The sequence below is a fragment of the Dietzia sp. JS16-p6b genome (assembly GCF_003052165.1).
GTDB lineage: Bacteria > Actinomycetota > Actinomycetes > Mycobacteriales > Mycobacteriaceae > Dietzia.
Window position 1 is genome coordinate 512,577 of record NZ_CP024869.1, and the last position, 22,792, is coordinate 535,368.

A 22,792-nucleotide genomic window follows, 5' to 3' on the forward strand; every position below is an offset into this window, starting at 1 on the left:
CCCCGCCTAAGTCCGATGTGTAGCCTCGGCGGACTGATGCACCCATCAACGTCAGGAGATCGAGTGCTGAAGAACACGAGGAGGCTGGTCGCGGTCGCTGCGGGAGCCGTGCTCGTCACCGCGGGCTGCGGTGCCCCGGGCGACGGCGACGACGCCGCGCGGGCCGAGCCGACCGCCGCGACCGGGCAGGCCGACCCGCAGACCGACCCCGCGCAGGACGGCGCGGGCCCGAACACCGACGACATCCCCGATCCGGTGGCCGAGGTCAACGGCACCGAGATCACCAAGGACGAGTTCGTCACCGTCTTCGAGGGCCAGTATCAGCAGATGGCCATGCGGGCGCAGATGACCGGCCAGCCGGTGGACGAGGACCAGCTCAGGGCGCAGACCCTCGAAGGGTTGGTCGGGAGCGAGCTGCTGCGGCAGGAGGCACTGGAACGCGGACTCGAGGTCTCGGACGCCGAGATCGACACCGCGCTCGCCGGATTCGCCGAGTCCAACCAGGCCAGCGAGGACGAGTTCTTCGCCGCGATGGGCGAGCAGGGGCTGGACCGCGACGACGTGATGGACCAGATCGAGAAGCAGCTCCTGGTGGAGAAGCTCATCGTCGACGAGTACGGCGAGTTCTCCGCCACGGACGAGGAGATCGAGGCCGCCTACCAGCAGTTGGCGCAGCAGCAGGCGATGTCGGGCGGCCAGGCGGGTGGTGGACTGCCCCCGCTCGAGCAGGTGCGCGACGAGGTCGAGGAGCAGTTGGTGGCAGAGCAGCAGGCGCAGGCCATGCAGATGCTCTCCGAGGAACTGCGCGAGGGTGCGGACGTGACCGAGCACCTCTAGCGGATCCGGCCGTGAGGCGCCGGGGTCCGTGGTGGAATCGGTTCCATGGGTGCACCGGGTGGGATCCTCGCAGCCGGCGCCGCGGCAGTCGGCGCGACCTCAGCAGCGGCGCGGACGGCGGCACGGACTGCGACGCTCGCGGCGGCAGTGACGAGCCTGTCCGTCCTGGGCGCCGCGCCGTCCACCGCCCAGTCGGCCGCACCGCCCGGGCTGGGCCCCGCCGGTACCTCCACGGTCCACGGGGACGTGGCGTCCACCGACACGATGCCCGGTCGCGGGCCGGGAGCGAACCCCGCCGTCGTGGGCGCCCTGACCGGGGCCACGTGTTCCACCGTCTTCGTCGGGACCGACGGCATGCCCGTCGCCCTGTGCACCTCGTACGTGGGACTCCATCCGCCGACCCCGCTCGCGCCGACGGTGAAGCTCTTCCACCCCGAGACCGCGGCGGTGCTGGCGGAGGTGCAGTTGGCCAAGGGCGCACTGCTCGGTGGGGTGTACGGCTACCTCGACGAGCGCGACCGGGTGGTGGTGGCCGACGGCAACCGCAGGCTCCTCGCCGTCGGGCACCATCGCGACCCGGACGGAACCTGGCGGATGTCGGTCGAGGTCCTGGCCGACCTCTCGGCGGGCGTCCCGGACGGGGACGCGGTGACCGGCCTGATCCCCGCCTTCGACGGACGGATCTGGTTCGCGACCTCCGACGGGGTGGTGGGAACCGTTCTCCCCGGCGACGACGACACCGTGCGCACCCTCGCCCTGCCGGCAGGGGAGAGGATCACCAACGGGCTGACCGTCCGGCCGGGTGGTGCGTCGGTGATCACGACCCGTGCGCTCTACGAGGTCGACGCGGCGCCCGACGGGAGCCCGCAGGTGCGGTGGCGGCACGGCTACGAGGTGGGCCCGGCACGCAAGCCCGGCCTGCTGGCTCACGGTTCCGGAACCACGCCCACCTACTTCGGCCCGGGTGACTCGCTGGTGGCGATCACCGATGACGCCGAGCATCCCGATCTGATCGTCCTGCGTCGCGGCGACGGTTCGGAGGTGTGCAGGATGCCGGCGTTCGCCACGTCACTCGCACCGGCCTCCGCCGCCCCGGACGGTGTGGTGATCGAGGGGCCGGCGGCCACGGAGAACTCGATCATCGCGGTCGGTGATGCGTTGGTGCTGGTCAACACGTACGGGTACGAGTACCCGCCGTTCGCCGTCGACGGCCCGGCCGTGCCCGCGTCCGCCCCGTACACGGGGGGAATGACCCGCATCGACGTGCGGAGCGACGGGGCCGGGGGAGTGGGGGGTGCCTGCTCACGGGCATGGACCTCACTCGCACGCACCGCCTCGTTGCCCAAGCTCACCACGGGTGACGGGCAGATTCACGCCCTGGCATACGGCCCCTCGGGGGTGCATCCCGCCCTGGATCAGGGGCTGGCGCAGAAGTTCGGTCTGGTAGACGTGACCTCGACGGATGTGGAGACCGGCGTGGAGGTGGCCCGTTCCTTCGTCGGCGTGGCCCCGCTGGACGAGCCGATGGAGCTCACCGGGACCATCGTCTCCCGCGGCGACGGGGCAGGAGTGATGTGGCAACCCACCCTCACCCGGATGCTCCGGATCGGGCCGACGACCGAGGGCTCGCGGTGACTCAGTCGGTGGGGCGGACCACGGCGACAGCGCACGGCGCGGTCTGGAGCAGGCGTCGACTGACCGATCCCAGCAACAGTCCGGCGAACCCGCCGTGCCCGCGTGACCCGGTCACCAGGAGTGCGGCCCCCGAGGCCTCGGTGGCGATGGTCGTGGCGGGTTCACCGACGACGAGGACCAGGTCGACGGGCACTCCCGGATGGCGGGCCTCATGTGGGGCGAGGGCGTCGGTGACGGCCTTCTCGTCCTCGGCGAGGACATCCTCCGCGAGCTGATCGAGGTCGAACAGCGACGCGCCCGGCAGGCGGGGGGCCTCGACGGAGTGGACGACACGCAGAGTGGTGCCACGGCGTTCGGCCTCGGCGAAGGCGAACGCCGCGGCCGGGTCCCCGGCCTCGGACCCGTCGGCGGCCAGCACCACCGGGCCGCTGTCGTGGCCCTCCGGCGTGCGCGGGGTGATCACGAGGACGGGGCACCTGGCGTGTTCGACCACCCCGGCCGAGGTGGATCCCATGGCGAAGTCCTCGCGGGCCGTCAGGCCGCGGCTGCCCACCACGATCGCCGAGGCGTACCCCGTGGTCTCGACGAGCGCGCCGACGGGACTGTCGGCCACGACGCGGTAGGTCGTGGGGACCTGTCCGACGAGGTCGGCCAGTTGGTCCCGCATGGCGCCCTCGACGTTCGCGCGGGCGGTCTCGTCGAAGGCGACGACCCGACCGACGGCGCGGTCGGCGGAGATCACCTCGAGAGTCGTGTGATGGTCACGTGCCCAGGTCGCGGCCCAGGAGACGGCCCGGCGGGCATCCCGCGACCCGTCGTAGCCGCACACGACCGGTCCGGTGGCGGTCTCCGTCATGGCGTCCTCCTGCGGGTTCGGCGTCGTGGATCAGCCTAGTCGGCGGGCGCGGGGGCGGAAACGAGAGTCGATGCCCGCCGATCGGCATCGTTACCAAAGCGGAACCAGTCCTTTTCTGGACTAGTTCCAATTAGTTGGCTACAGTGAACGCCATGACGACGGACGTGCAGGATCCGGGAGCGCAGCTCCGGTCGGCCGGGCTGAGGGTCACCTCTCCCCGGCTGGCGGTCCTCGCCGTCGTCGACAGTCGTCCCCACATCGCGGCGGAAGACGTCGCGGTACTGGTCCGGGAGCGGCTGGGCGCGGTCTCCACACAGACCGTCTACGACGCGCTGCGTGTGTGTACCGATGTCGGCCTCATGCGACGCATCGAACCGGCCGGTTCGCCGGCGCGGTACGAGCGTCGCACCGGGGACAACCATCACCACCTCGTGTGCCGGCAGTGTGGCCGGATCGAGGATGTCGAATGCGCGGTAGGGCACGCACCCTGCCTGCAGGCGGACCACGATCACGGCTTCCTGATCGACGAGGCCGAGGTCAACTACTGGGGCACATGTCCCGAATGTCAGGCGGGCGGCGCCCGTCTCGGTGAAGATTGAGACCTAGACCACACCGCCCATCACCCCACCACCTCGAGGAGTATCAGACGTGACCACGCATCCCGCCGACCGCGGCGTACGCGACTTCCAGCCCAACTCCGCCACCACCACCGACAGCGGACAGCCGGTTCCGAGCGATGAGTTCAGCGCCCGGCTCGGTGAGTTGGGTCCGCAGCCGATCCACGACTTCTACCTGATCGAGAAGCTCGCCCACTTCAACCGCGAGAACGTCCCGGAGCGGCTGCCGCACGCCAAGGGCTCCGGCGCCTTCGGCGAGTTCGTCACCACCGAGGACGTCTCGGACATCACCTGCGCCGGGCTGTTCCAGAAGGGCGTGACCACCCCGATGCTCGCCCGCTTCTCCACCGTCGCCGGCGAGAAGGGCAGCCCGGACACCTGGCGCGACCCGCGCGGTTTCGCGCTGAAGTTCTACACCGACGAGGGCAACTACGACATGGTCGGCAACAACACGCCGGTCTTCTTCGTCCGCGACGCCCTCAAGTTCCCGGACTTCATTCACTCGCAGCGCCGCAAGAACGCCTCCGGCCTGCGCAACCACGCCATGCAGTGGGACTTCTGGACCCTCAGCCCCGAGTCGACCCACCAGGTCACCTGGCTCATGGGCGACCGCGGCATCCCCGCCACCTGGCGCCACATGGACGGCTTCGGCTCGCACACCTACCAGTTCATCAACGCCGAAGGCGTGCGGCACTGGGTCAAGTTCCACTTCAAGACCAACCAGGGCATCGACTTCCTCACCCAGGCCGAGGCCGACAAGCTCGCCGGGGAGAACGCCGACTACCACCGCCAGGACCTCTACGAGTCCATCAGCAAGGGCGAGTTCCCGTCGTGGGACCTGCACGTCCAGGTGATGCCGGTCGACGAGGCGGCGACCTACCGCTTCAACCCGTTCGACCTCACCAAGGTCTGGTCGCAGAAGGACTACCCGCTGCGCAAGATCGGCACCATGACGCTGAACCGGAACCCGCAGAACCACCACGCCCAGATCGAGCAGGCCGCGTTCGCGCCGACCAACATCGTCAAGGGCATCGGCTTCTCGCCGGATAAGATGCTCCTCGGCCGCGTCTTCGCGTACCCGGACATCCAGCGCTACCGCATCGGCGCCAACTACCAGCAGATTCCGGTCAACCGTCCGCTCTCGCCGGTGAACTCCTACTCCAAGGAGGGCTCCATGCAGTACGAGTTCCCGCACCCGGCGCAGGCCGAGTACGCCCCCAACACCCTCGACGGCCCCGCCGCGGACAAGGCCCAGGCCTTCGACTTCGGTGACTGGGACACCAAGGGCTCCGAGATCTACCGTGGGGACGTCTCGCCGCACTCCGACGACACCGATCAGGCGCAGGCGACGACGCTCTACCGCGAGGTCCTCGACGACGCCGCCCGCGGTCGTCTGGCGGGCAACATCGCCGGCCACGTGAGCAAGATCGACCCGTCGGAGACCGAGCTCCTCGAGCGCGTCTACGCCTACTGGGCCGCTGTGGACCCCGGGCTGTGCGAGGCGGTCAAGGCCGGCGTCGAGTCCGGTCCGCGCGGCAACCACCGTCGCCAGGAGTGACGACGCCGTAGTCCGGCGAGGCCGGCACGGCTGGTGCGAAGGGCCCGATCCCGCGACCGGCGGGGTCGGGCCCTTCCCGTGCGTGGGGTCGCGCCACCGCCGGGACTGAACGGTCGCGCCACCGCCGGGCCCGGGTCGCTTGCGCGCCCGGAATGGACCATTGCGGCAGCGCAAGTCATCGACGAGCGGGCAGAGGCGGCGCGCAACCCAGCCGGGGCGGGCAGAGGCGGCGCGCAACCCGGCTGGGGTGGCCGGGGCGTCGCGCAACCCGGCTGGGGTGGCCGGGGCGGCCGGGGTCAGCCGCTGCGGACCACGGCGAGGGCGTCGTGGTCCGCGATCGCCCGACAGGCTCGCCGCATGAGCAGGGCGAACATCGCGTCGCCGCGCTCGGTGCGGGTGCCGTACATCCATCCGAAGATCCCGAGCACCGGGGTCTGGAGCAGCCCGTAGACGTAGTCGTCCCAGCAGGTCTCGAGGGAGTAGTCGTCCACCCCGAACCCGGTGAGTGCGCGGTGATAGTCGGCCACGATCCCCCGCTCGGCGGCCCGGCGGTCGGCGACATCCAGGCTGGAGCCGAGGAAGCCGCCGAGGTCGCGCCCGGGAAGCCCCACGGCGAGGGTCTGCCAGTCGCAGGCCAGGGACGGCCGCTGGCCGGAGGGGTCGATCAGCATGTTGTCGGCGCGGTAGTCGGCGTGGAGCAGGGCGTAGCGCTCGGACCGCCCGTTGGCCCAGTCGGCGATCAGCGGTGCGATCTCGGACAGGATCCGCTGCTCGTCGTGGTCGAGCCGATCCCCCAACTCGGAGAGGAACGCCTCCAGCGCCGGCCCGCCGAGCTCCTGCAGGGTCACGTTGTCCTCGACCGACGGGCAGGAGAGCCCGTCGATGCCGCGCAACTGCGGATCGCACCAGCGTGGTCCGTGCAGTCCGGCCAGGTTGATCGCGCAGTCGCGGGCGTCCTCGATCGTCAGCCCGGTGAGCTGGTCTCCCTGGACCAGCGGCGACACGTCGTCGAGCACGAGCGTGAAGTCGCCCTCCCGCTCCCCGAGGGCCGCGAACCGCGCCCGGGGGACCCGCACGGCGACGGTCGGCGCCAGGTCCCGGTAGAACAGCACCTCGCTCCGGTAGACGCCGTGCAGGAGCGGACGCATGCCCTCGTCGGGGTTGGGGAGCTTGACGAACAACGTGGGGGGCAGCCCGTCACCGTCCACGTGGACGACCACGCAGCAGCCGATCTGGCCGGTCCCCACGGCCTCGGTCCGCGCGGACCTGACCTCCGTGCCGAGCGCGGCGGTGAGCCACTGCGCCGTCACCTCCTGCGGTGTGCAGACCACGGAGGCGCTGGAATCGACACCGGTCATGACTGTGGGTCCTTCCGCAGGTGGAGTCGTCCGGGGTTGGGGGCGAGGTGGTCGAACCGGCGCGGATCACGCCGTCGGCGCCAGGCCGCCAGGACCGGGGCGAGCTCGTCGGGGGTGGCACCGTGCAGGACGACCGAGTCCGCACCGAGCGCGAGCTGCCCGTCGATGCGGTCCGCACAGTGGTCGGCGCTACCGACCGCCGCGCAGGCCAGCCACTCGTCGGGCAGGACCTCGCGGGCGTGGCGCAGGATGTCCAGGTCGTCGGTCGCGTCGAGCGCCCCGGAGTGCGCGGACAGACGCTCATCCGCGCGGAACCGCTCCAGGCCCGCCGGATCCCACCCGTTCACCCGGACCAGGACGTCGCCGTATCCGGTGAGGTAGGTGGCCAGGCGGCCGACGAGCTTGCGCAGGCGCGCGGTCTCGTCGAGCGAGTCCTCGATGGTGGCCATGACCGACCAGATGCGCACCTGCGCCGGATCCCGGCCCGCCCGCTCGGCGGCCTCGCGGACCAGCCGGACGGATCTGGCGACGGCCGCGTCGGACATGAAGGTGTGCAGGACCACGCCGTCGGCGATCCGACCGGCGAGCCGGAGCGAGTTGTCGCCCATGGCCATGAGCAGAATCGGGATGTCCTCGTCGAACGTCGAGTCCTGCACGAGGTAGGGGTAGCTGCCCGCCGGGCCGTCGTGGCCCACCACGGATCCGCCCCGCCACAGCGTGCGGTAGATGCCGATGGCGTCCTCGAGTTGTGCGGACGTGACATGCGGCAGTCCCATGATGTCGAACAGCAGCGGGATGCCGCGGCCCAGCCCGAACGCGTACCTGCCGCCGGACATCCTGTGCAGCGTGGTGGCCATCGTCGCGGTGACGAGCGGGTGCCGGGTGTTGTGGTTGGTCGCGGCGGTCCCCACTCCGATCCGGGTGGTCGCGGCGACCGCGGCACCCGCCATGACCGCCGCGTCCTTGAGGGCGAACCGTTCCGACAGGAGAATCGACCCGAGACCCAGCTCCTCCGCGCGGGCGGCCTCGACGATGAGGTCGGCCGGCGACGCGCTGTGGCCGGCCAGGCCGTAGCAGGCGAGCTCGGGCATGGGGGGCGGCGCGGTCTCAGCGATGGTCATGTGTGCCCTTCGGCGGGAGGGGGGCGACCCGGGAGAAAGTGACACGTGTCACGTTACCTCGCCACCGGGGGTCGTCCGGGTCAGCTCCCGAAGATCCGACCCAGGCGATGCTCGAGTCCGGCCCACGCGTGGGCCGCGTCGATGTCCTCGGCGAGCACGTGCAACTCCACCCAGTCCGAGCCCCCGCCCTCGCCCCTGCCCTCGTCCACCACCAGGGTGCCGGGCATGAGGTTGATCATCCACAGCGCCAGGCGGCGCCCGGCCGGGGTCCCGGACCGGATCGGGAGCCGCAGCGTGCGGGGGGAGATGGGCATGCGGGGGTCCAGCGCCCGCCGGGCCACGTCGGCGCCGCCGCGCAGGAGTTGGAGAAGGAACCACCCCGCCAACTGCGGTGCCGCCCACGGTCGCCGCCCGCGCCGGTCGCGCGCCGGCGGGATCCCCCGGAGGCTCAGAGCCGTCGCCACGACGGCCGCTGCCAGCCCGTAGTACCAGAACCGCGGGTCGCCCTCGGCGAGTATCCACCACAGGAGCAGCAGCGGCAGGAACCGGACGATCCCGGAACGGGCGTAGCGGATCACGAGGTCACCTCCGCGGCCACGAGGACGGTGGCCAGGCCCAGCAGGAGCAGACCACGCCCGGCGCGCGACCGCAGGAACGCCTCGGCCGTGTCGACCCCGCGGCCCGCCGCCCCGGCGGGGTGATGCGCGCTGAGGCGGGCGGCGGCGTGCTCGGTCACGCGACGGGGGCCCGCGGCCGCGGACCGTGCGAACGCCAGCGCCGAGCGGGCGAGCCGTTCCTCGGGGACGACCAGGTCACCGGGGGGAATCGTGCGGCCGTCGGGGTGGGCGGCCCACCCGGGCAGGATGTCCTTCGCGGACAGCCACCAGGCGAGCCCGCCGAGCGCGAGTCCCAGCAGGATCGGCCAGGTGGCGTCCCACAGGGTCACGGCGTCGAGGCCGGGGACCGTTCCGACGGGCAGCCAGAGGTCGGTGACGATCCAGGGCAGTGTGATCCCGCCGGCCACCAAGACCAGCCAGGCGGCGAGCTCGGCGTCCCCTCGCCGGCGGGTCTCCGGCTCCCCGTTGACGAGCAGCCACCCGAAGCGCAGGAGAAGAAGTGTCGACCCGGTCGCGATGAGCGGGAGGAGGGTGACGAGGTCCATCCCCAGGACGGTGGCCTCGCCGACGGCGGACTTGGCCGCGTACTTGCCCACCGAGCCTGAGCTGAACGGGGCCCCGGCGACCGCGAGCCCGGCACCGACCATCCCCGCCCCGACGATCCACCGTCTGACCCCCCGGGCGTGGTGCTTCCACACCGGGACGCCGAGGAACAGCGCTCCCTTGGCCAGGGCGTGGTGCACGGCGTAGGCGACGGCGGCCGGTGCGACCGCGGGCGCGAGTCCGGGTGCGGCCAGCGCGACCCCCACGAGCGCGGCGAGGAACCCCATCTGGCTGATGGTGGAGTAGGCCAGCACCACCTTGGGGTCCTTCTGGAGCTCGCCGGCCGGGACAGCGAGGAACGCTCCGCCCAGCGCGAGCAGGACCAGGGTCAGGCCCCATCCGGGGAGGGTGACCTCCCCGAGGGGGAGGAAACGCAGCCACCCCACGAGTCCGGCCTTGACCATCGCCCCGGACAGGACCGCGCTCGCGGCGGGTGGCGCCGCCGGGTGGGCGAGCGGGAGCCACACGTGCAGCGGCAGCGTCCCGGCCTTCACGCCGAACCCGATCAGCAGCAGGGCGACGATCACCCCGGTGTTCGTCGCGCCGGCCACGGCGGCCGGGGCGTCGGCGAGCCGGGTCCCGCCCGCGGCGGCCACCATGAGGATCGCGGCGAGGATGGCGGTCTCGCTCACCACGGTGAGCACCAGGTACACGCGCCCGGCCCGCATCGCCGACTCGGTCCGGTAGTGCACGACCAGCCCGTAGGCGGCGAAGCTCATCACCGCGTACCCGAGGTAGAAGGTGACCGCGTCGGCCGCGGTGAACACCGCGGTGGTGCCGGTGTGGCAGATCAGCAGGAACGCCACGAGGTCGCGGCTGCGGTCTGTGGCGGTCCACGCCACCGCGGCCAGGGCGGAGCCGTAGAGCAGCGCGGAGACCAACACCAGCGGCCGGGCGAGAGCGTCGAGTTCGAGGTGGGTGCCCACGAGCAGCCACGGCACGTCGAGCGGGAGGCCCCCGCCCGCCCCGGGGGCCACGGTGAGCAGGATCGCGGGCAGGCACGTGAGGGGGGCGAGGCGGATCAGCAGCATCGACAGACCACCCGGGACGCGGCGCGTGGCCAGGATCCCCAGTCCCGCGGCGACCAGGAGGGGGAGCAGGAAGGTCGCGGTCCACAGGGCGGTGATCACGGGAACACCCCCCTCGCGATGAAGGTGGCCATGGCCAGCGGGGCGTAGGGGGCGGCGGCGACGATCCCGACGGCCAGGGAGAGACCGGCGGTGATGACCGCGGGGGCGAGGAGGGCGGCCGGGGCCTCGAGCCTCCGGCGGCGCCGGCGATCGGGTACGCCCGGTGATCCCTCGTGCGACTCCTCGGCACGGCGGAACCACATGGCCACCACGGGGGGCAGGAAGTACGCGCTGTTGAGCACCGCGCTGGCCACCAGGACCCAGATCACCCACTGGTTCTCCGAGTCGAGCGCTCCGAGCCCCAGTTCCCACTTGGAGATGAATCCCGCGACCGGGGGCACACCGATCATGCCGAACGCGCCGACGGTGAACGCGGCGCACGTCCACGGCATGCGCCGGCCCAGTCCCGCGAGGGCCGAGACGGTCTTGATCCCCAGGACCTCGGCGAACAGCCCGGCGCAGAAGAACAGGGTGATCTTCATGAGTCCCTGGTGCACGAGGTGGGCCAACCCGCCGGCGGTGCCCACTGCGGTGACCAGGGTGATCCCCAGCGTGATGTAGGACACCTGGCTGACGGTCGAGTAGGCGAGCCGCTTCTTGAGGTCGTCCTGGAACAGCGCGCGTACCGAGCCGTAGAGCACGGTGAAAGAGGCCAGGACGAGCAGGGGCGTCAGGACCCCGAGAGCGGAAGCCACCGCCACGCCGTACACGTCGTCGATCACGCGCACCAGGCCGAACACGCCCGCCTTGACCACGGCCACCGCGTGGAGCAGGGCGCTGACGGGTGCGGGTGCGACCATCGCGCGGGGCAGCCAGCCGTGGAGGGGGAACAGCGCGGCCTTGACGCCCAGGCCGGCGACCATGAGGGCGAAGATCGCGACGGCCGTGGCCGGGGAGTCCGTCGCGAGCGCGCCCACCGCCTCGACCCCGCCCGGGGTGAACTCGACGTCGCCGACCAGCGCGGAGAGCCAGACGATCCCGGTGAGCAGGCTGAGGCCACCGCCGAGCGTGTACAGCATGTAGAGGCGACCGGAGCGTCGCGCGGCCGCGGTGCCGTTGTGCACCACCAGCGGATAGGTGACCAGCGTGAGCAGTTCGTAGAACAGCAGGAACGTCACGAGGTTCCCGGAGAAGGCGATCCCGACGGTGGCGGTCACGCACAGGGCGAAGAACCCGAAGAACCGGCTGCGGTGCGGGCGGTCCTCGAGGTAGCCGATGGCGTACACGGTGGTCAGCAGCCAGAGGAGGGACGACAGTCCGGCGAACAGCAGGGACAGGGGCTCGATGCGCAGGACGAAGTCGATCCCCGGCAGCAGCGCGGTCCGCCACTCCGGCCTGGCCCCGCCCACCACGACCGGCACCATCAGCGCGATGAGTCCCAGCTTGGCCACGGCGGCGCCGAGGTTGACGGTCGATCTCGAGCGGACTCCTCCCTCGGGGATGAGGAAGACGGCCACGGCGGTGAGGAGCGAGATCGCCAGCGGCGCCAGGACGAGCAGGCTGCCCGGCATGAGGTCCACGAGGTCCGTCATCGCGGGCCCCCCGGGGTCTGGCCGACGATCGCGAGCTCGGCGAGCGGGACGGCGGCGAAGGTCGCGCCGACGGTCACCAGGGCGAGCAGCAGCGGCAGTACGGTCACCACGCGCGGCAGGGTGGAGTGCGGGCGATCCGGTGCGGAGTCGATGCCGTCCTCGGCCGCGCCGGTCAGCAGGGCCTGGAGCGGGCGCAGCAGGTACCCGGCGGCGACGAGGGTGCCCGCCGCCACGACCGCCACGACCCACCAGGCCCGGACGTCGACGGCAGCGGACAGCAGCTGCCACTTGCCGGCGAAGCCGAGCGTCACGGGCAGCCCGGCCAGGCTGACCACGCTGATCCCGATGGCCATGGTCACCACCGGCAGCTCGGCGCCACGTCCGGTGAGGGAGTCGATCCGGTCGTTGCCGAGCTGCTCCTTGAAGATGCCCGCGGCCAGGAAGAGGGCCGATTTGGCGAGCCCGTGCGCCACGGCGAGGGTCACCACCGCCGTCAGGGCGGCCGTCGCGGGGATCTGCTGCCGGTCCGCCGCGGTGGCGAGCGGGAAGAAGAGGAACAGGTACCCGACCTGGGAGACGGTGGAGTACGCGACGAGCCGCTTGAACCCGGTGGCGCGCAGGGCGGCCAGGCCGGCCCACAGGATCGACCCGGCGGCCGCGACGCCGATCACCAGCGCCACCCCTGTGACGGGCCCGGTGACCTCGGTCCACACCCGGATGGCGACGACGAACGACGCCTTGACCACGAGGCCGGACAGGATCGGGCTCACCGCCGCCGGGGCCTGCCCGTGGGCCCCGGGCAGCCACCCGTGAAGCGGGAACACCGCCGATTTGAGTGCCATGCCCGCCACGGTCAGCGCCAGGACGGCCGTGAGGAGGGCGCCGTCGTCCGACCCGGCCAGACGCGCGCCCGCGAGCGCGAGGTCAAGTGTCCCGGTGGCGGAGTACACGAGCGTCAGTGCCAGGAGGAACAGCAGTGAGCCCGCGACCGCCACGATGAGGTAGCGGAAGGCCGCCCGCCAGGCGTCCGGCCCTCCCAGTGCGACCAGTAGCACTGCCGCGAGGCCGACGATCTCCAGGGCGACGTAGAGGTTGAACAGGTCGCCCGAGACGAAGACCGCCGCCAGGCCCGACCACGCGAGCAGCCACGTCGGCCAGAACCAGTCCCGGGACCCGGCGATCCCGGTCGACGGGGGGTGGACCGCCGCGTGGACCGACACGACGCCCCCGACCACCGCCGAGAGCAGCAGGAACGCCGCGCTGATCCCGTCCGCGCGCAGCGAGATGCCGAGCGGGGGTCGGTGTCCACCGAGGGACACCGCGAGCGGCCCGTGCGCGACGACCAGCGCCACCACCGCGATCCCCGTCGCGGCGGTGAGGATCGCCGCGATCAGCCCGATCACCCGCCGGGCGGCGGTGGGGACGACGACGACGAGGACCGCCGCCGCCAACGGGAGCAACACGGCGCCCGGCACCAGGGCCGCTGCGGCGGCGGGGGCGGTCACCGGTCCCGCCCCCCGCCGTCGACCACGTCGTCCACGTCGTCCGCGTCGTCCACGTCGACCACCTCGTCCTCGTCGAGCTCGTCGATGCGGCGCGCGAGCACCACCCCGAGCCCGGTGAACGCCACGGTGATCACGATCCCGGTGAGGGCGAGGGCGTGGGGGACGGGGTCGGGTTCGTCCGCCCGTCCGGCGACGGCCAGCAGGACGACCAGCGTGCCGGAGGCGGCCACGTTGAGGGCGACGAGCCTGCGGAAGCGGTCGGCGGCCAGCAGCATCACGACCAGCCCCAGCGCCACCAGGACGCAGCCGACGGTCGCGTACCACGCGAAGGAGGTCATCTAGCGCCGACCTCCTTCGATCCGGCCACCGCTGTCCCGGCCGTCCCCGATCCGCGAGGTGTCCCTACGCACCGCCAGGAAGATGAGGGTCAGACCCGCTCCGATGGACACGGTGAGCGCGGTCTCCACGCCGATCGTCGCGGCCGACTCCCACCCCGGGGGCATCGCCAACCAGTGGCCGGCCAGCAGCAGCCCCAGGCCCCCGGCGGCGAGGAACGCGGCGGGGCCGACCGCCACGAGCCACCGGCCGCGGTTGCCGTGCAGGATCCGGGGTGGGACCCCGGCCAGGGTCGCGAGGATCATCACACCCGCGACGGCCGCGCCGCCCTGGAACGCCCCGCCCGGGCGATAGGCGCCGGCGAACAGGAGCCAGGCCGCCAGGAGGAGCAGGACGGGTGAGGCCAGCCGGAGGAAGTCTGCGAGCGAGCGGTGGACGGGGCCGGTCACGGCCTCGCCGGCCCCGCTCCCGCCAGCCCACGGAACGCCGGGACGCGGTGTGCGCGGTGCGACGGCGGCCAGGGCGAACGCCCCCACCACGGCCACGAGGATCACCGCGACCTCGAGCAACGTGTCGTAGGCCCGGAAGTCCAGCAGGACCGCGGTGATGGGATGACCTGTGGCGGTGGCGTCCATGGCCTCGTCGACCCTGTCGTTGAGCGGGGGATGCCGTTCCGACCCGTCCGAGGCGAGGACCGCGCGCAGCAGCAGCGCGCAGAACCCGGCACCGATCAGGGCGCCGACGGTCCACACCGCGACTCCGGCGCGACCGATCCGCGGGGTCGGGCCCCGACGCCGGTCGGCCACGGCGTCCACGAGGAGGGCCCCGGTGACCCCGGTCCCGATGGCGGCCTCGGCGAGCGCGACGTCCGGCGCGCGGACTCCTGCCCACACGAGCGCGAGGAGTCCGCCGAGGAGGACGAACGAGACCAGAGCGGTGAGCCGGTCCCGCACCGAGAGGGCGACGGCGGCCGCGGCGAGGGCCGCGACGCCCACCACGATGTCGATCACGCCGGCACCGATCACGGGGCCGCCCCCCGGTCCGGCTCCGCGGCGAGCAGGGTCGCGGCCACGGCCGCGACGGTCATCCCGAGCACCCAGATGGTGGCGTACTTGGCGACCTCCCACCCGGATTCCGCCCGGAGTGACAGTGCGAGCATCACGAACCCCAGCCCGAGGGTGTCCGCCTTCGTGATGGCGTGGAGCCGGCTGCGCAGGTCCGGGAACCGGAGGAGCCCGACCGTCCCGGCGGTGAAGAACAGGCCCCCGAGGACGGCGGCGATGACCACCGCGACGTCGAGGACGGCGCCCGCACCACTCATCGCGGGCGGGCGGTGACCATCGTGACGGTGAGGACCAGCGCCAGCGCCACCAGGACGAGCGCTGCATCCCGCAGCGACGGCAGAGGGCCGATCACCGAGAGCACCGCCAGCGACGCCGCCCCGGTGGTGCCGGCCAGGACGACCCCGGTGACGCGGTCCCGCGGGGAGGGGCCGCGGACCACCCGGACGAGGCAGGCCAGGATGTTGAGCACCAGCACGATCACCAGGGCCTGCAGGACGACGGTCACCACGTCCACGGTGACGATCCCTCCGGCCTCGAAGCGGGACCGTCCACTACAACCCCAGGACGGAGCGGGCGATGAGGAAGTAGACGATCAACCCGATCGCGTCGACGAAGGTGGTGATGAACGGATTGGAGAACACCGCGGGGTCGGCCCTGACGGACTGCGCGAGCAGCGGCATGAGTCCGCCCACGGTGGCGGCGATGGTGCACAGCGCCAGCAGTGTCAGGCCTATGACAAGGCCGAAATCGAAACCGAAGATGAACCCGGCGGCGAGAAGCCCCACGCCGCCGAGGGCCAGGCCCAGGATGAACCCGGTCCGTACCTCCTGCACGAGCACCCGGAGGGCGTCGCGGGGTCTGACGTCTCCGAGTGCCAGCGCGCGCGTGACGGTCGTGGCCGCCTGGTTGCCGGTGTTGCCGCCGGTGCCGATGATGAGCGGCACGAAGAGCGACAGCGCCACCACCTGCTCCAGGGTGGTCTCGAACACCGCCAGCACCTGCACGGTGAGCGCGGCGCCCAGGGCGAGCACCAGCAGCCACACCACGCGGGAGCGGACGATGGAGCGGACGGGCGTGGAGAGGTACGGCCGGCGGAGGGGCTCGGCGCCACCCTGGCGGGCCGCGTCCTCGGTCTCGGCGTCCTCGAGGATCCGCAGCGCGTCGTCGACGGTGAGGATGCCCACGAGGCGGTCCTCCTCGTCGGTGATGGGCAGGACGATCACCCGCTCGTCCGCGCTGAGACGGGCGGCCTCCTCTTCGGAGGCCCGGGCGTGGATCGAGATGGCGTCGTTCATGAGGTCCCCGACGAGCTCGCGGGGATCCGCGCCCATCAGTGACCGGAGACCGACCACTCCGACGAGTCGGCGCCCCTGGTCCACGACGGGGATGGTGTAGATGGTCTCCACGTCGGCGAGCCGGTCGTGGACCCGGGCGAGCGCCTGCTCGGCCGTCATCTCCGGTCGTGCCGAGACGAACTCCGGCGTCATCCTGCGGCCGATGGAGCCGGCCGGGTAGCCGAGGATCTCGTTGGTGAGGGCCCGTTCCTCCGGAGGCAGGCCGCGGAGGAGGCGGGTGGCGACGAGGGCCGGGAGCTCGTCCATGAGCGCCACGCGGTCGTCGGGGTCGAGTTCCTCGAACAGGTGGGCGACCTGCTCCTCACGCAGTCCCCGGAGCAGATCCGACTGGACCGGCGCGTCGAGGGCCTCGAACACCACGAGCGCACGTCCCTTGGGCAGCAGGCGGAACGCGACGGCCAGGTCCCTGTCGGTGCTGCGCTCGAACATGTCCACCACGACCTGGTCGGGTAGCGAGGCCATGAGCTGCGACGCGGCTCTCAGGTCGCCGCGTGAGCGCAGCCTGGTCAGGCGCCGCGTCGCCTCGTCGAGACTCATCTCGCCGTAGGAGGTGTCGTCCTCGTCGGACGCGTCGATGAGCGCGAACCCGGTGGCGTCGGTCGGTGGTGCCGCGGGATCGTCCGAGAGTTCGCGTGGCTCAGTCATCGCGTGTCACCTCCGTGGAGTCGGTCGGGGGCCCGGTCGTGAACTCGATCTGCGAGTAGCGGGTCGCGGTGGTGGGCGCGGCCCCGGAGAGGAACCCGGCGCGCGCGATGTACATCGCGCCGATCGCCGAGGAGGCGAACTGGAGGATGGCGGCCACGGCCACCTTGGGCGCGGCCTCCCAGGTGGGGTGCAGCAGGAAGGCTCCGGCGATCACGAACACCAGGCCGAGTCCGGCGGCCGCGCCGATCGCCGACGAACGGACGTAGAGATCGGGGAATCGCAGGAGACCGATGGCGCCGCCGAGGAACACCACCGCGCCGACGAGGACGGAGACCGATCCCAGGACGGTCGCCACCAGTTCCCAGCTCATCGTCTACCTCCGGACATGAGTCGGGCCAGTGAGAGGGCGGAGACCAGGCCCACCAGCGTCGCGACCAGGACGAGGTCGTAGACGAAGGGGCTGTCCACTCTCACGCCGACCAGGGCGAGAAGGGCGATGAACGCGAAGAAGAGTAGGTCCGCCGCGATGGCGCGGTCCCCGGCGTGGGGGCCGCGGATCATACGGTAGGAGGACAGGACCGCCGCGATGGCGACCAGGACGATGGCGATGTCGACGACGATCATCGGGTCAACCCCTCTCGACGGATCGCCCGCAGCATGTGGTTCTCCAAGTCGTGTAGCGAGGCGGTCAGGTCGTCGGGATCCGGGAAGTACATGCCGTGGACCACGATCTCCCAGTCCTCACCCTCCCCGGGGTGATGCGCACCCAGGGTCAGCGTTCCCGGCGTCAGGGTGATGAGGGAGGACAGCATCGTCACCTCGAGTTCGCTGCGGCACCTGGTGGGGAACCGCACGAAGCCCGGGGTGATCGAGGCGTGGGGCAGGAAGGCGTCGCGGACGACCTTCGCGCTGGTGGTGGTCTGTTGCCAGAAGAACCAGAGCAGGAACCACGCGATTCTCAGTGGCCAGGTCAGGGTGGAGGTCATCCGAGCACCGCCTGGATGTAGGTGGTCGGATCGTAGAGGTTGGCCGCGGCGGTCCCGGACAGCTCGAGCAGGAGCTGACCCCCCAGGCCCAGCGCCAGCGTCACCACGGACAACGCCAGCGCGGGCGCCGCCAGTGCCAGGCCGATCCGGCGGCCCGGGGGCACCATGTCCGGGTCGGGCGAGCCGGCCTCCGCGGTGTCCGCGACAGAGGCGGTCTCAGTGACGGTGTCAGTGGCGGTGGCGGTGGCGGTGGTCGAGGCGGGAGCCATCGTGTCGGTCGGCGTGGCGCCCGCTGCGGCGCCGGTGATCTCGACCCCGTCGCGGTGCCGCCCGTCGACGTCCCTGCCGTCGGGGATGCCCGTCGCCTCCGAGTGCGCCGGGTCCAGACCCTCCGGGAGTGTGCGGGAGTCGGTGGGCGTGGGTTCGCCCAAGAAGATCCCGGTCCAGATCTTGAGCATCGACAGCAGGGTCAGGATGCTCACCACCACCGCGACGGCCGCGGCGGCGATCTGGCCGGCGTCCAGGGCCGCGATGATGAGGCTGAGCTTGGCGACGAAACCGGAGAAGGGCGGGATCCCGGCCAGCGACATCGCGGAGGCGAAGAAGGCGACCGCGACGAGGGGTTCGGTCTTGGCCAGTCCCGAGAGCTGCCCCAGCCGCCGGGGACCGTAGCGCACCTCGATCGCGCCGATCGCCAGGAACAACGCGGCCTTGACGATCATGTGGTGCAGCAGATAGAAGATGCCGGCGGTCAGGCCGATGGGGCCGAACAGCGCGACTCCCAGGAGGATATAGCCGATCTGGCTGACCATGTGGAACGCGAGGATCGAGCGGGGCGCGGCCTCGCCCACCGCGCCGAGCACGCCGATGAGCATGGTCGCGGAGAACACGACGACCCCCACCCACAGATAGCGCGAGTCGCCGTCGAAGATCACCGCGTAGATGCGGTAGATCGCGTAGATCGCGATCTTGGTGTGCAGGCCCGAGAACATCGCGGTCACCGCGGGGGACATCTTGGGGTACGCGCGCGCCAGCCACCCGTGCACGGGGACCACCGCGGCCTTGATCGCGAGAGCGAAGAGCACCAGGGCGGTGGCCACGGCCACGGCCGTGTCCTCCGAGGCGGCCCCGTGGAGCTGGGCGATGTTGACGGTCCCCGTCACCCCGTAGATCAGCGCGACCCCGATCAACAAGATGGTCGAGGCGAGGAGGTTGACCGAGATGTAGAGGCGCGAGGCCGCGACGCCGACCACGCTCGCACGCCCGGACCGGGTGATCATCATGAGCCCGTAGGAGGGCAGGAGCATGACCTCGACAAAGACGAAGAAGTTGAACAGATCCCCGGTGAGCAGGGCGCCGTTCACGCCGGCGGTGACCAGGAGGACCAGCGGTGGGTAGAACCTCTTGTACGCCTCCCCGGCCGCGACTGCGAAGGCGGCACACGTGAGCGTCAACAGGCTCGTGACCGTGAGCATGAGCGCGGAGAACATGTCGAGCACGAACGGGATGGACACCCCGGGCGCCCACAGGGCGACCTGGTGCACCACGACCGAGCCGTCCGACACCCACGGCACGGTGGCCACGGCCGCGGCCAACTGCGTCCCGAGCACCGCGAACAGCACGGTGAGGATCAGCCGTGTCCTCGAGGCGACCGCGACGAGCACTCCCGCCGTCAGCAGCGGGACGGCGACGAACAGCGTGAGGGCGGACTCCAGCGTCATCGGTGGACCCCTTCCGCGTCGTGGGTCGACGGCTCATCGGGCTCCGGGTCCTCCGGGTGGGCGCCGCCCGGGGTCTCGGGGAGGAGGTCCAGGGGGTCGAGGTCGCCGATGTCGGTGTCGTCGTCGTCACCGCCGATCACCGCCAGCACGAGCAGGTAGATCGTGATGGCGAACGCGATGACGATGGCCGTGAGGACGAACGCCTGCGGCAGACCGTCGGAGGTCAGCGCCGGGTCCGGGTCGGACACCAGCGGGGCCTCGCGGCGCGACGCACCGCCGGCCGCCATGAGCGTGAGGTGCGCCGCGTGGCTGAGCAGGATGAAGCCCAGGATCACCCGGACCATCCCGCGCTGCAGGACGAGGAACACGAAGCCGGCCATCAGGACGCCGACGGAGATCGCGAGGGTCATGCCTGTACCTCCCGGTTGTCGGTGACGTCGATGACCCGGTCCGCGTCCTCGGTGGCGGCCGGGGCGGTGGCCTCCGCACCCGGCCCGGTGGGCGGTGGCGGCGGCACGGCGGGTTCATCGCTCCGGTCGTCCCCGCCGAGCTTGTCGATCGCGGCCATGATCACACCGAGCACGGCCAGGTAGACGCCCACGTCGAAGATCAGCGCGGTGGTCAGGTGTACGTCGCCGAGGTAGGCGTGCAGCGGGAGCAGGAACGAGCCGTCGACGAAGCCCGCCAGGCCCGTGACGACGCCGATGATGACGCCCGCCGCGATGACCGCGACGTACGGCACACGGATCCGCGCCGCCTTGTCGCTCGGTGCCCGCAGGTAGTAGATCGCGATCCCGGCCCCGCCGATGAGCGCCGAGTTGAACCCTCCACCGGGGGCGTTGTGGCCGCGGACGAGGAAGTAGAGCGACAGCAGCACGATCAGGGGGCCGAGGATGCGGGCGAACGTGCGCAGGAAGACGCCGTTGTCCTGCGCGGACAGCAGGGGCGAATCCGCGTGGACGGCGAGCGGGACGTCGCGGCGGGGCAGGGCGCGTCTGGCGTGCAGTGCGAGGATCACCGCGAGCCCGGCGACCCCGAGCACGGTGAGTTCGCCGAGGGTGTCCAGGGCTCGGTAGTCGACCAGGACGGTGTTGACCACGTTGATACCGCCGGTGTCCTGTTCGGCGTTGTCGAGGAAGTACCGGCCGACGTCGGAGAGTTCCCGGCGACCGGTCATGGCCCACACCGCCGCACCCGAGGCGAGGCCGACCACGATCGCGACCGCCGCGCTGACGAGCGTGCGCGAGCGGGAGACCGTGTGGAAGGCGCGGGGCAGACGCTGGAGGACCAGGACGATGACGACGACGGTGAGGACCTCGACGAGGAGCTGGGTCAGGGCCACGTCGACGGCGCCCAGGGTGAAGAACCACAGCGCCATGGCGAAGCCGACGATCCCGACGTTCGCGACGGCACCGAGACGGGAGCGGGAGATGACCATCGCCGCGGTGCCGACCACGAGCAGGACCACCACGATCCAGTCCTCCGCGCGGACAGGTGAGCCCACCTCGGGCTCGGGGCGGACCGCCACGACCCCGACGGCCGCCAGGGCCACCAGCACCAGCAGGACCGCCCAGACGTGCCGGGAGATCCGGTCCGTCCGGGTGACGTCGCCCACGCGCGCCCCGCCCGCGATGGCCCAGCGGCGCAGCGCGTCGACCGTCGCCACACCCGTGATGGGGGCGAGTTCACGGTCGAGGAAGCGGTCGACCGGGTGGCGCACCACGACCAGCACGATCCCCAGCGTGATCACGATCATCGACATGAACAGCTCGGGCGCGAACCCGTGCCAGAGACCGAAGTCGGCCTCGTAGCCCTCACCGATCGACGCGCGTGCGGCGGCCGCGACCGCCGGCTCGAGCAGGAATCCGGTGAGCCCGAGCACCAGCCCCAGCACCGCGGGGAGGGCGGCGGGGAGGAAGAACGAGGCGCGCGGGGCCTCGATGGTCTCCGGGGTGCTGTGCACCGGTTCGGGCCCGGGACCCGCCGGCGGGCCGTGGGTGACGAACCCGCCGAGCAGGAAGCGCGCGGAGTAGGCGAAGGTGAACGTGGCGGCGAACACCGCCAGCGCGCCGAGCGCGGGACCGGCCCACGCGCCCCCCGGCGCGTCGAGCATGGACTTGAACATCCACTCCTTGGACACGAAGCCCAACAGAGGGGGCAGCCCCGCCATCGATGCCGCGGCCAGCCCCACACCGATCGCGGTGCCGGGCATGATGCGGTACAGCCGCGGGAGGCCGCTCATGGCGCGGGTGCCGGTCTGGTGGTCGACCACGCCCACGAACATGAACAGGGACGACTTGAACAGCGCGTGGGCGATGGTGTGGATGATCGCGGCGACCATGGCGGCCGGGGTGCCCACGCCGATCGTCGCCACCAGGAAGCCCAGCTGGCTGATCGTGGAGTAGGCGAGCAGTTCCTTGAGGTCGTCGCGCTGCATGGCGAACACGGCGCCGAGGACCGCGGTGGTCATACCGCAGGTGATGAGCAGCAGATTCCACACCGGGACGTCGTGCAGCGCCTCGGAGAACCGCAGCAGCAGGTAGATGCCGGCCTTGACCATGGCGGCGGCGTGCAGATACGCGCTGACCGGGGTCGCCGCGACCATCGCGTCGGGCAACCACGCCTGGAACGGGAACTGGGCGGACTTGGTGAACGCGGCCATGGCGATGAGCACCGCGATGACGGCCGCGAAGGCGGGGTCGGCGGACCACACCGGGTCGACCAGGATCTCCGACAGGACCGTGGTACCGGTGCGGACCACCATGAGCGCCGCGGCGGTGAGCAGACAGAGCCCGCCGGCGACGGTGACGAGCAACGTCCGCACGGCGGGTTGCGTGCCCTTGGGGCCCGCGAGCGTGATGAGGAAGAACGAGCAGAGGGTCGTGAATTCCCATGCGACGAAGAGCACCACCACGTCGTCCGCCAGGACGAGCCCGAGCATGGACGCGGCGAACAGCGTCATCAGGCCGTAGTACCCACCGTGGCCCGAGCCGCGTCCGAGGTACCGGGACGAGTAGGCCATCACCACGGCCCCGATCCCGAGGACGATCATGGTGAACACGCGGGCCAGCGGATCGAGGGACAGACGGAGTTCGACACCGAGTGCGGGCATCCACTCGACCGACGCGACGGTGTCGACGGGGATGGCGAACCAGATGTACAGGGCGAGGCCGCCGAGCATGGCGGCGAGCGGCCACCCCGCGTCCCGCCCCATCGTGCGGGCCAGCAACGGTGAGATCGCCGCGATGCCGAAGGCCACTGCGAGGGCGAGGGTCAAGGTCACGTGCCGTTGGCTCCGGTGGTGGTCGGGGTGGGC

Annotated in this window: 22 protein-coding genes; 4 read left to right on the top strand and 18 right to left on the bottom strand. The window is 71.7% G+C overall.

The window, feature by feature from the left end; all coding sequences use genetic code 11:
* The first annotated feature begins 63 nt into the window (after nt 1-63).
* Both CT688_RS02290 and CT688_RS02295 read left to right on the top strand, forming a co-directional pair.
* A complete protein-coding gene (locus CT688_RS02290; protein WP_107755599.1) occupies nt 64-837 on the top strand; it encodes a SurA N-terminal domain-containing protein in 774 nt (257 codons plus the stop codon).
* Between the two features lie 45 nt (nt 838-882).
* The gene (locus tag CT688_RS02295; protein WP_231750464.1) at nt 883-2,472 is read left to right on the top strand and encodes a hypothetical protein; all 1,590 of its coding nucleotides are present in this window, start codon (nt 883-885) and stop codon (nt 2,470-2,472) included.
* Between the two features lies 1 nt (nt 2,473).
* Here CT688_RS02295 and CT688_RS02300 read toward each other — a convergent pair whose 3' ends face one another.
* Nucleotides 2,474-3,328: a universal stress protein gene (locus tag CT688_RS02300; RefSeq protein ID WP_107755601.1), complete on the bottom strand. Its 855-nt coding sequence runs from the start codon at nt 3,326-3,328 to the stop codon at nt 2,474-2,476.
* A gap of 152 nt (nt 3,329-3,480) precedes the next feature.
* On the opposite strand from CT688_RS02300, the gene CT688_RS02305 reads away from it, so the two are divergent.
* The gene (locus CT688_RS02305) at nt 3,481-3,927 is read left to right on the top strand and encodes a Fur family transcriptional regulator (protein WP_107755602.1); all 447 of its coding nucleotides are present in this window, start codon (nt 3,481-3,483) and stop codon (nt 3,925-3,927) included.
* 49 nt (nt 3,928-3,976) lie between these two features.
* On the top strand, nt 3,977-5,503 hold the full coding sequence (locus CT688_RS02310; RefSeq protein WP_107755603.1) for a catalase: 1,527 nt from the start codon (nt 3,977-3,979) through the stop codon (nt 5,501-5,503).
* Nucleotides 5,504-5,799: 296 nt separating this feature from the next.
* Here the strand turns inward: CT688_RS02310 and CT688_RS02315 are convergent, their stop codons facing one another.
* The 17 genes from CT688_RS02315 to CT688_RS02400 all read right to left on the bottom strand — a co-directional run bounded on the left by CT688_RS02315 (nt 5,800) and on the right by CT688_RS02400 (nt 22,759).
* Complete coding sequence (locus CT688_RS02315) at nt 5,800-6,861, bottom strand: phosphotransferase family protein (protein WP_107755604.1); 1,062 nt, start codon at nt 6,859-6,861, stop codon at nt 5,800-5,802.
* Entirely contained in the window at nt 6,858-7,982 is a 1,125-nt protein-coding gene (locus tag CT688_RS02320; RefSeq protein ID WP_107755605.1) for a TIGR03857 family LLM class F420-dependent oxidoreductase, read from the bottom strand. The genes CT688_RS02315 and CT688_RS02320 overlap by 4 nt, the downstream gene beginning before the upstream one ends.
* A gap of 80 nt (nt 7,983-8,062) precedes the next feature.
* A complete protein-coding gene (locus CT688_RS02325; RefSeq protein ID WP_107755606.1) occupies nt 8,063-8,560 on the bottom strand; it encodes a Na+/H+ antiporter subunit E in 498 nt (165 codons plus the stop codon).
* A complete protein-coding gene (locus tag CT688_RS02330) occupies nt 8,557-10,332 on the bottom strand; it encodes a proton-conducting transporter membrane subunit (RefSeq protein ID WP_107755607.1) in 1,776 nt (591 codons plus the stop codon). The genes CT688_RS02325 and CT688_RS02330 overlap by 4 nt, the downstream gene beginning before the upstream one ends.
* Nucleotides 10,329-11,864 (bottom strand): complex I subunit 5 family protein, encoded by a 1,536-nt coding sequence (locus CT688_RS02335; RefSeq protein ID WP_107755608.1) that lies wholly within the window; start codon nt 11,862-11,864, stop codon nt 10,329-10,331. The genes CT688_RS02330 and CT688_RS02335 overlap by 4 nt, the downstream gene beginning before the upstream one ends.
* Nucleotides 11,861-13,369, bottom strand: a complete 1,509-nt coding sequence (locus CT688_RS02340) for a complex I subunit 5 family protein (protein ID WP_107755609.1) — start codon at nt 13,367-13,369, stop codon at nt 11,861-11,863. Before CT688_RS02340 ends, CT688_RS02335 begins: the two co-directional genes overlap by 4 nt.
* Nucleotides 13,366-13,707, bottom strand: a complete 342-nt coding sequence (locus tag CT688_RS02350) for an NADH-quinone oxidoreductase subunit K (RefSeq protein ID WP_231750465.1) — start codon at nt 13,705-13,707, stop codon at nt 13,366-13,368. The genes CT688_RS02340 and CT688_RS02350 overlap by 4 nt, the downstream gene beginning before the upstream one ends.
* Complete coding sequence (locus CT688_RS02355; RefSeq protein ID WP_107755611.1) at nt 13,708-14,730, bottom strand: hydrogenase subunit MbhD domain-containing protein; 1,023 nt, start codon at nt 14,728-14,730, stop codon at nt 13,708-13,710. It lies immediately after the preceding gene.
* Entirely contained in the window at nt 14,727-15,026 is a 300-nt protein-coding gene (locus CT688_RS02360; RefSeq protein WP_107755612.1) for a monovalent cation/H(+) antiporter subunit G, read from the bottom strand. The genes CT688_RS02355 and CT688_RS02360 overlap by 4 nt, the downstream gene beginning before the upstream one ends.
* Nucleotides 15,023-15,283 (bottom strand): hypothetical protein, encoded by a 261-nt coding sequence (locus CT688_RS02365; RefSeq protein WP_107755613.1) that lies wholly within the window; start codon nt 15,281-15,283, stop codon nt 15,023-15,025. The genes CT688_RS02360 and CT688_RS02365 overlap by 4 nt, the downstream gene beginning before the upstream one ends.
* A gap of 37 nt (nt 15,284-15,320) precedes the next feature.
* Nucleotides 15,321-16,769: a magnesium transporter gene (gene mgtE / locus CT688_RS02370; protein ID WP_107755614.1), complete on the bottom strand. Its 1,449-nt coding sequence runs from the start codon at nt 16,767-16,769 to the stop codon at nt 15,321-15,323.
* Nucleotides 16,762-17,139 carry a monovalent cation/H(+) antiporter subunit G gene (locus CT688_RS02375; RefSeq protein ID WP_107755615.1) on the bottom strand — a complete coding sequence of 126 codons (378 nt, stop codon included), beginning with the start codon at nt 17,137-17,139 and terminating at the stop codon, nt 16,762-16,764. The genes mgtE and CT688_RS02375 overlap by 8 nt, the downstream gene beginning before the upstream one ends.
* Nucleotides 17,136-17,393: a monovalent cation/H+ antiporter complex subunit F gene (locus CT688_RS02380; protein WP_107755616.1), complete on the bottom strand. Its 258-nt coding sequence runs from the start codon at nt 17,391-17,393 to the stop codon at nt 17,136-17,138. The genes CT688_RS02375 and CT688_RS02380 overlap by 4 nt, the downstream gene beginning before the upstream one ends.
* Nucleotides 17,390-17,755, bottom strand: coding sequence for a Na+/H+ antiporter subunit E (locus CT688_RS02385; RefSeq protein WP_107755617.1), 366 nt, complete (start codon nt 17,753-17,755; stop codon nt 17,390-17,392). The genes CT688_RS02380 and CT688_RS02385 overlap by 4 nt, the downstream gene beginning before the upstream one ends.
* The gene (locus tag CT688_RS02390) at nt 17,752-19,476 is read right to left on the bottom strand and encodes a monovalent cation/H+ antiporter subunit D family protein (RefSeq protein WP_107755618.1); all 1,725 of its coding nucleotides are present in this window, start codon (nt 19,474-19,476) and stop codon (nt 17,752-17,754) included. Before CT688_RS02390 ends, CT688_RS02385 begins: the two co-directional genes overlap by 4 nt.
* The gene (locus tag CT688_RS02395; protein ID WP_107755619.1) at nt 19,473-19,886 is read right to left on the bottom strand and encodes a sodium:proton antiporter; all 414 of its coding nucleotides are present in this window, start codon (nt 19,884-19,886) and stop codon (nt 19,473-19,475) included. Before CT688_RS02395 ends, CT688_RS02390 begins: the two co-directional genes overlap by 4 nt.
* The gene (locus CT688_RS02400; protein ID WP_107755620.1) at nt 19,883-22,759 is read right to left on the bottom strand and encodes a DUF4040 family protein; all 2,877 of its coding nucleotides are present in this window, start codon (nt 22,757-22,759) and stop codon (nt 19,883-19,885) included. The genes CT688_RS02395 and CT688_RS02400 overlap by 4 nt, the downstream gene beginning before the upstream one ends.
* Between the last annotated feature and the right edge of the window lie 33 nt (nt 22,760-22,792).

Excerpts from the sequence above, each read along its gene's own strand:
- CT688_RS02295 (WP_231750464.1), top strand. The coding sequence starts at position 883 with ATGGGTGCACCGGGTGGGATCCTCGCAGCCGGCGCCGCGGCAGTCGGC.
- CT688_RS02300 (WP_107755601.1), bottom strand. The coding sequence starts at position 3,328 with ATGACGGAGACCGCCACCGGACCGGTCGTGTGCGGCTACGACGGGTCG.
- CT688_RS02305 (WP_107755602.1), top strand. The coding sequence starts at position 3,481 with ATGACGACGGACGTGCAGGATCCGGGAGCGCAGCTCCGGTCGGCCGGG.
- CT688_RS02315 (WP_107755604.1), bottom strand. The coding sequence starts at position 6,861 with ATGACCGGTGTCGATTCCAGCGCCTCCGTGGTCTGCACACCGCAGGAG.
- CT688_RS02320 (WP_107755605.1), bottom strand. The coding sequence starts at position 7,982 with ATGACCATCGCTGAGACCGCGCCGCCCCCCATGCCCGAGCTCGCCTGC.
- CT688_RS02335 (WP_107755608.1), bottom strand. The coding sequence starts at position 11,864 with ATGACGGACCTCGTGGACCTCATGCCGGGCAGCCTGCTCGTCCTGGCG.
- CT688_RS02350 (WP_231750465.1), bottom strand. The coding sequence starts at position 13,707 with ATGACCTCCTTCGCGTGGTACGCGACCGTCGGCTGCGTCCTGGTGGCG.
- CT688_RS02360 (WP_107755612.1), bottom strand. The coding sequence starts at position 15,026 with ATGAGTGGTGCGGGCGCCGTCCTCGACGTCGCGGTGGTCATCGCCGCC.
- mgtE (WP_107755614.1), bottom strand. The coding sequence starts at position 16,769 with ATGACTGAGCCACGCGAACTCTCGGACGATCCCGCGGCACCACCGACC.
- CT688_RS02375 (WP_107755615.1), bottom strand. The coding sequence starts at position 17,139 with ATGAGCTGGGAACTGGTGGCGACCGTCCTGGGATCGGTCTCCGTCCTC.
- CT688_RS02380 (WP_107755616.1), bottom strand. The coding sequence starts at position 17,393 with ATGATCGTCGTCGACATCGCCATCGTCCTGGTCGCCATCGCGGCGGTC.
- CT688_RS02385 (WP_107755617.1), bottom strand. The coding sequence starts at position 17,755 with ATGACCTCCACCCTGACCTGGCCACTGAGAATCGCGTGGTTCCTGCTC.
- CT688_RS02390 (WP_107755618.1), bottom strand. The coding sequence starts at position 19,476 with ATGACGCTGGAGTCCGCCCTCACGCTGTTCGTCGCCGTCCCGCTGCTG.
- CT688_RS02395 (WP_107755619.1), bottom strand. The coding sequence starts at position 19,886 with ATGACCCTCGCGATCTCCGTCGGCGTCCTGATGGCCGGCTTCGTGTTC.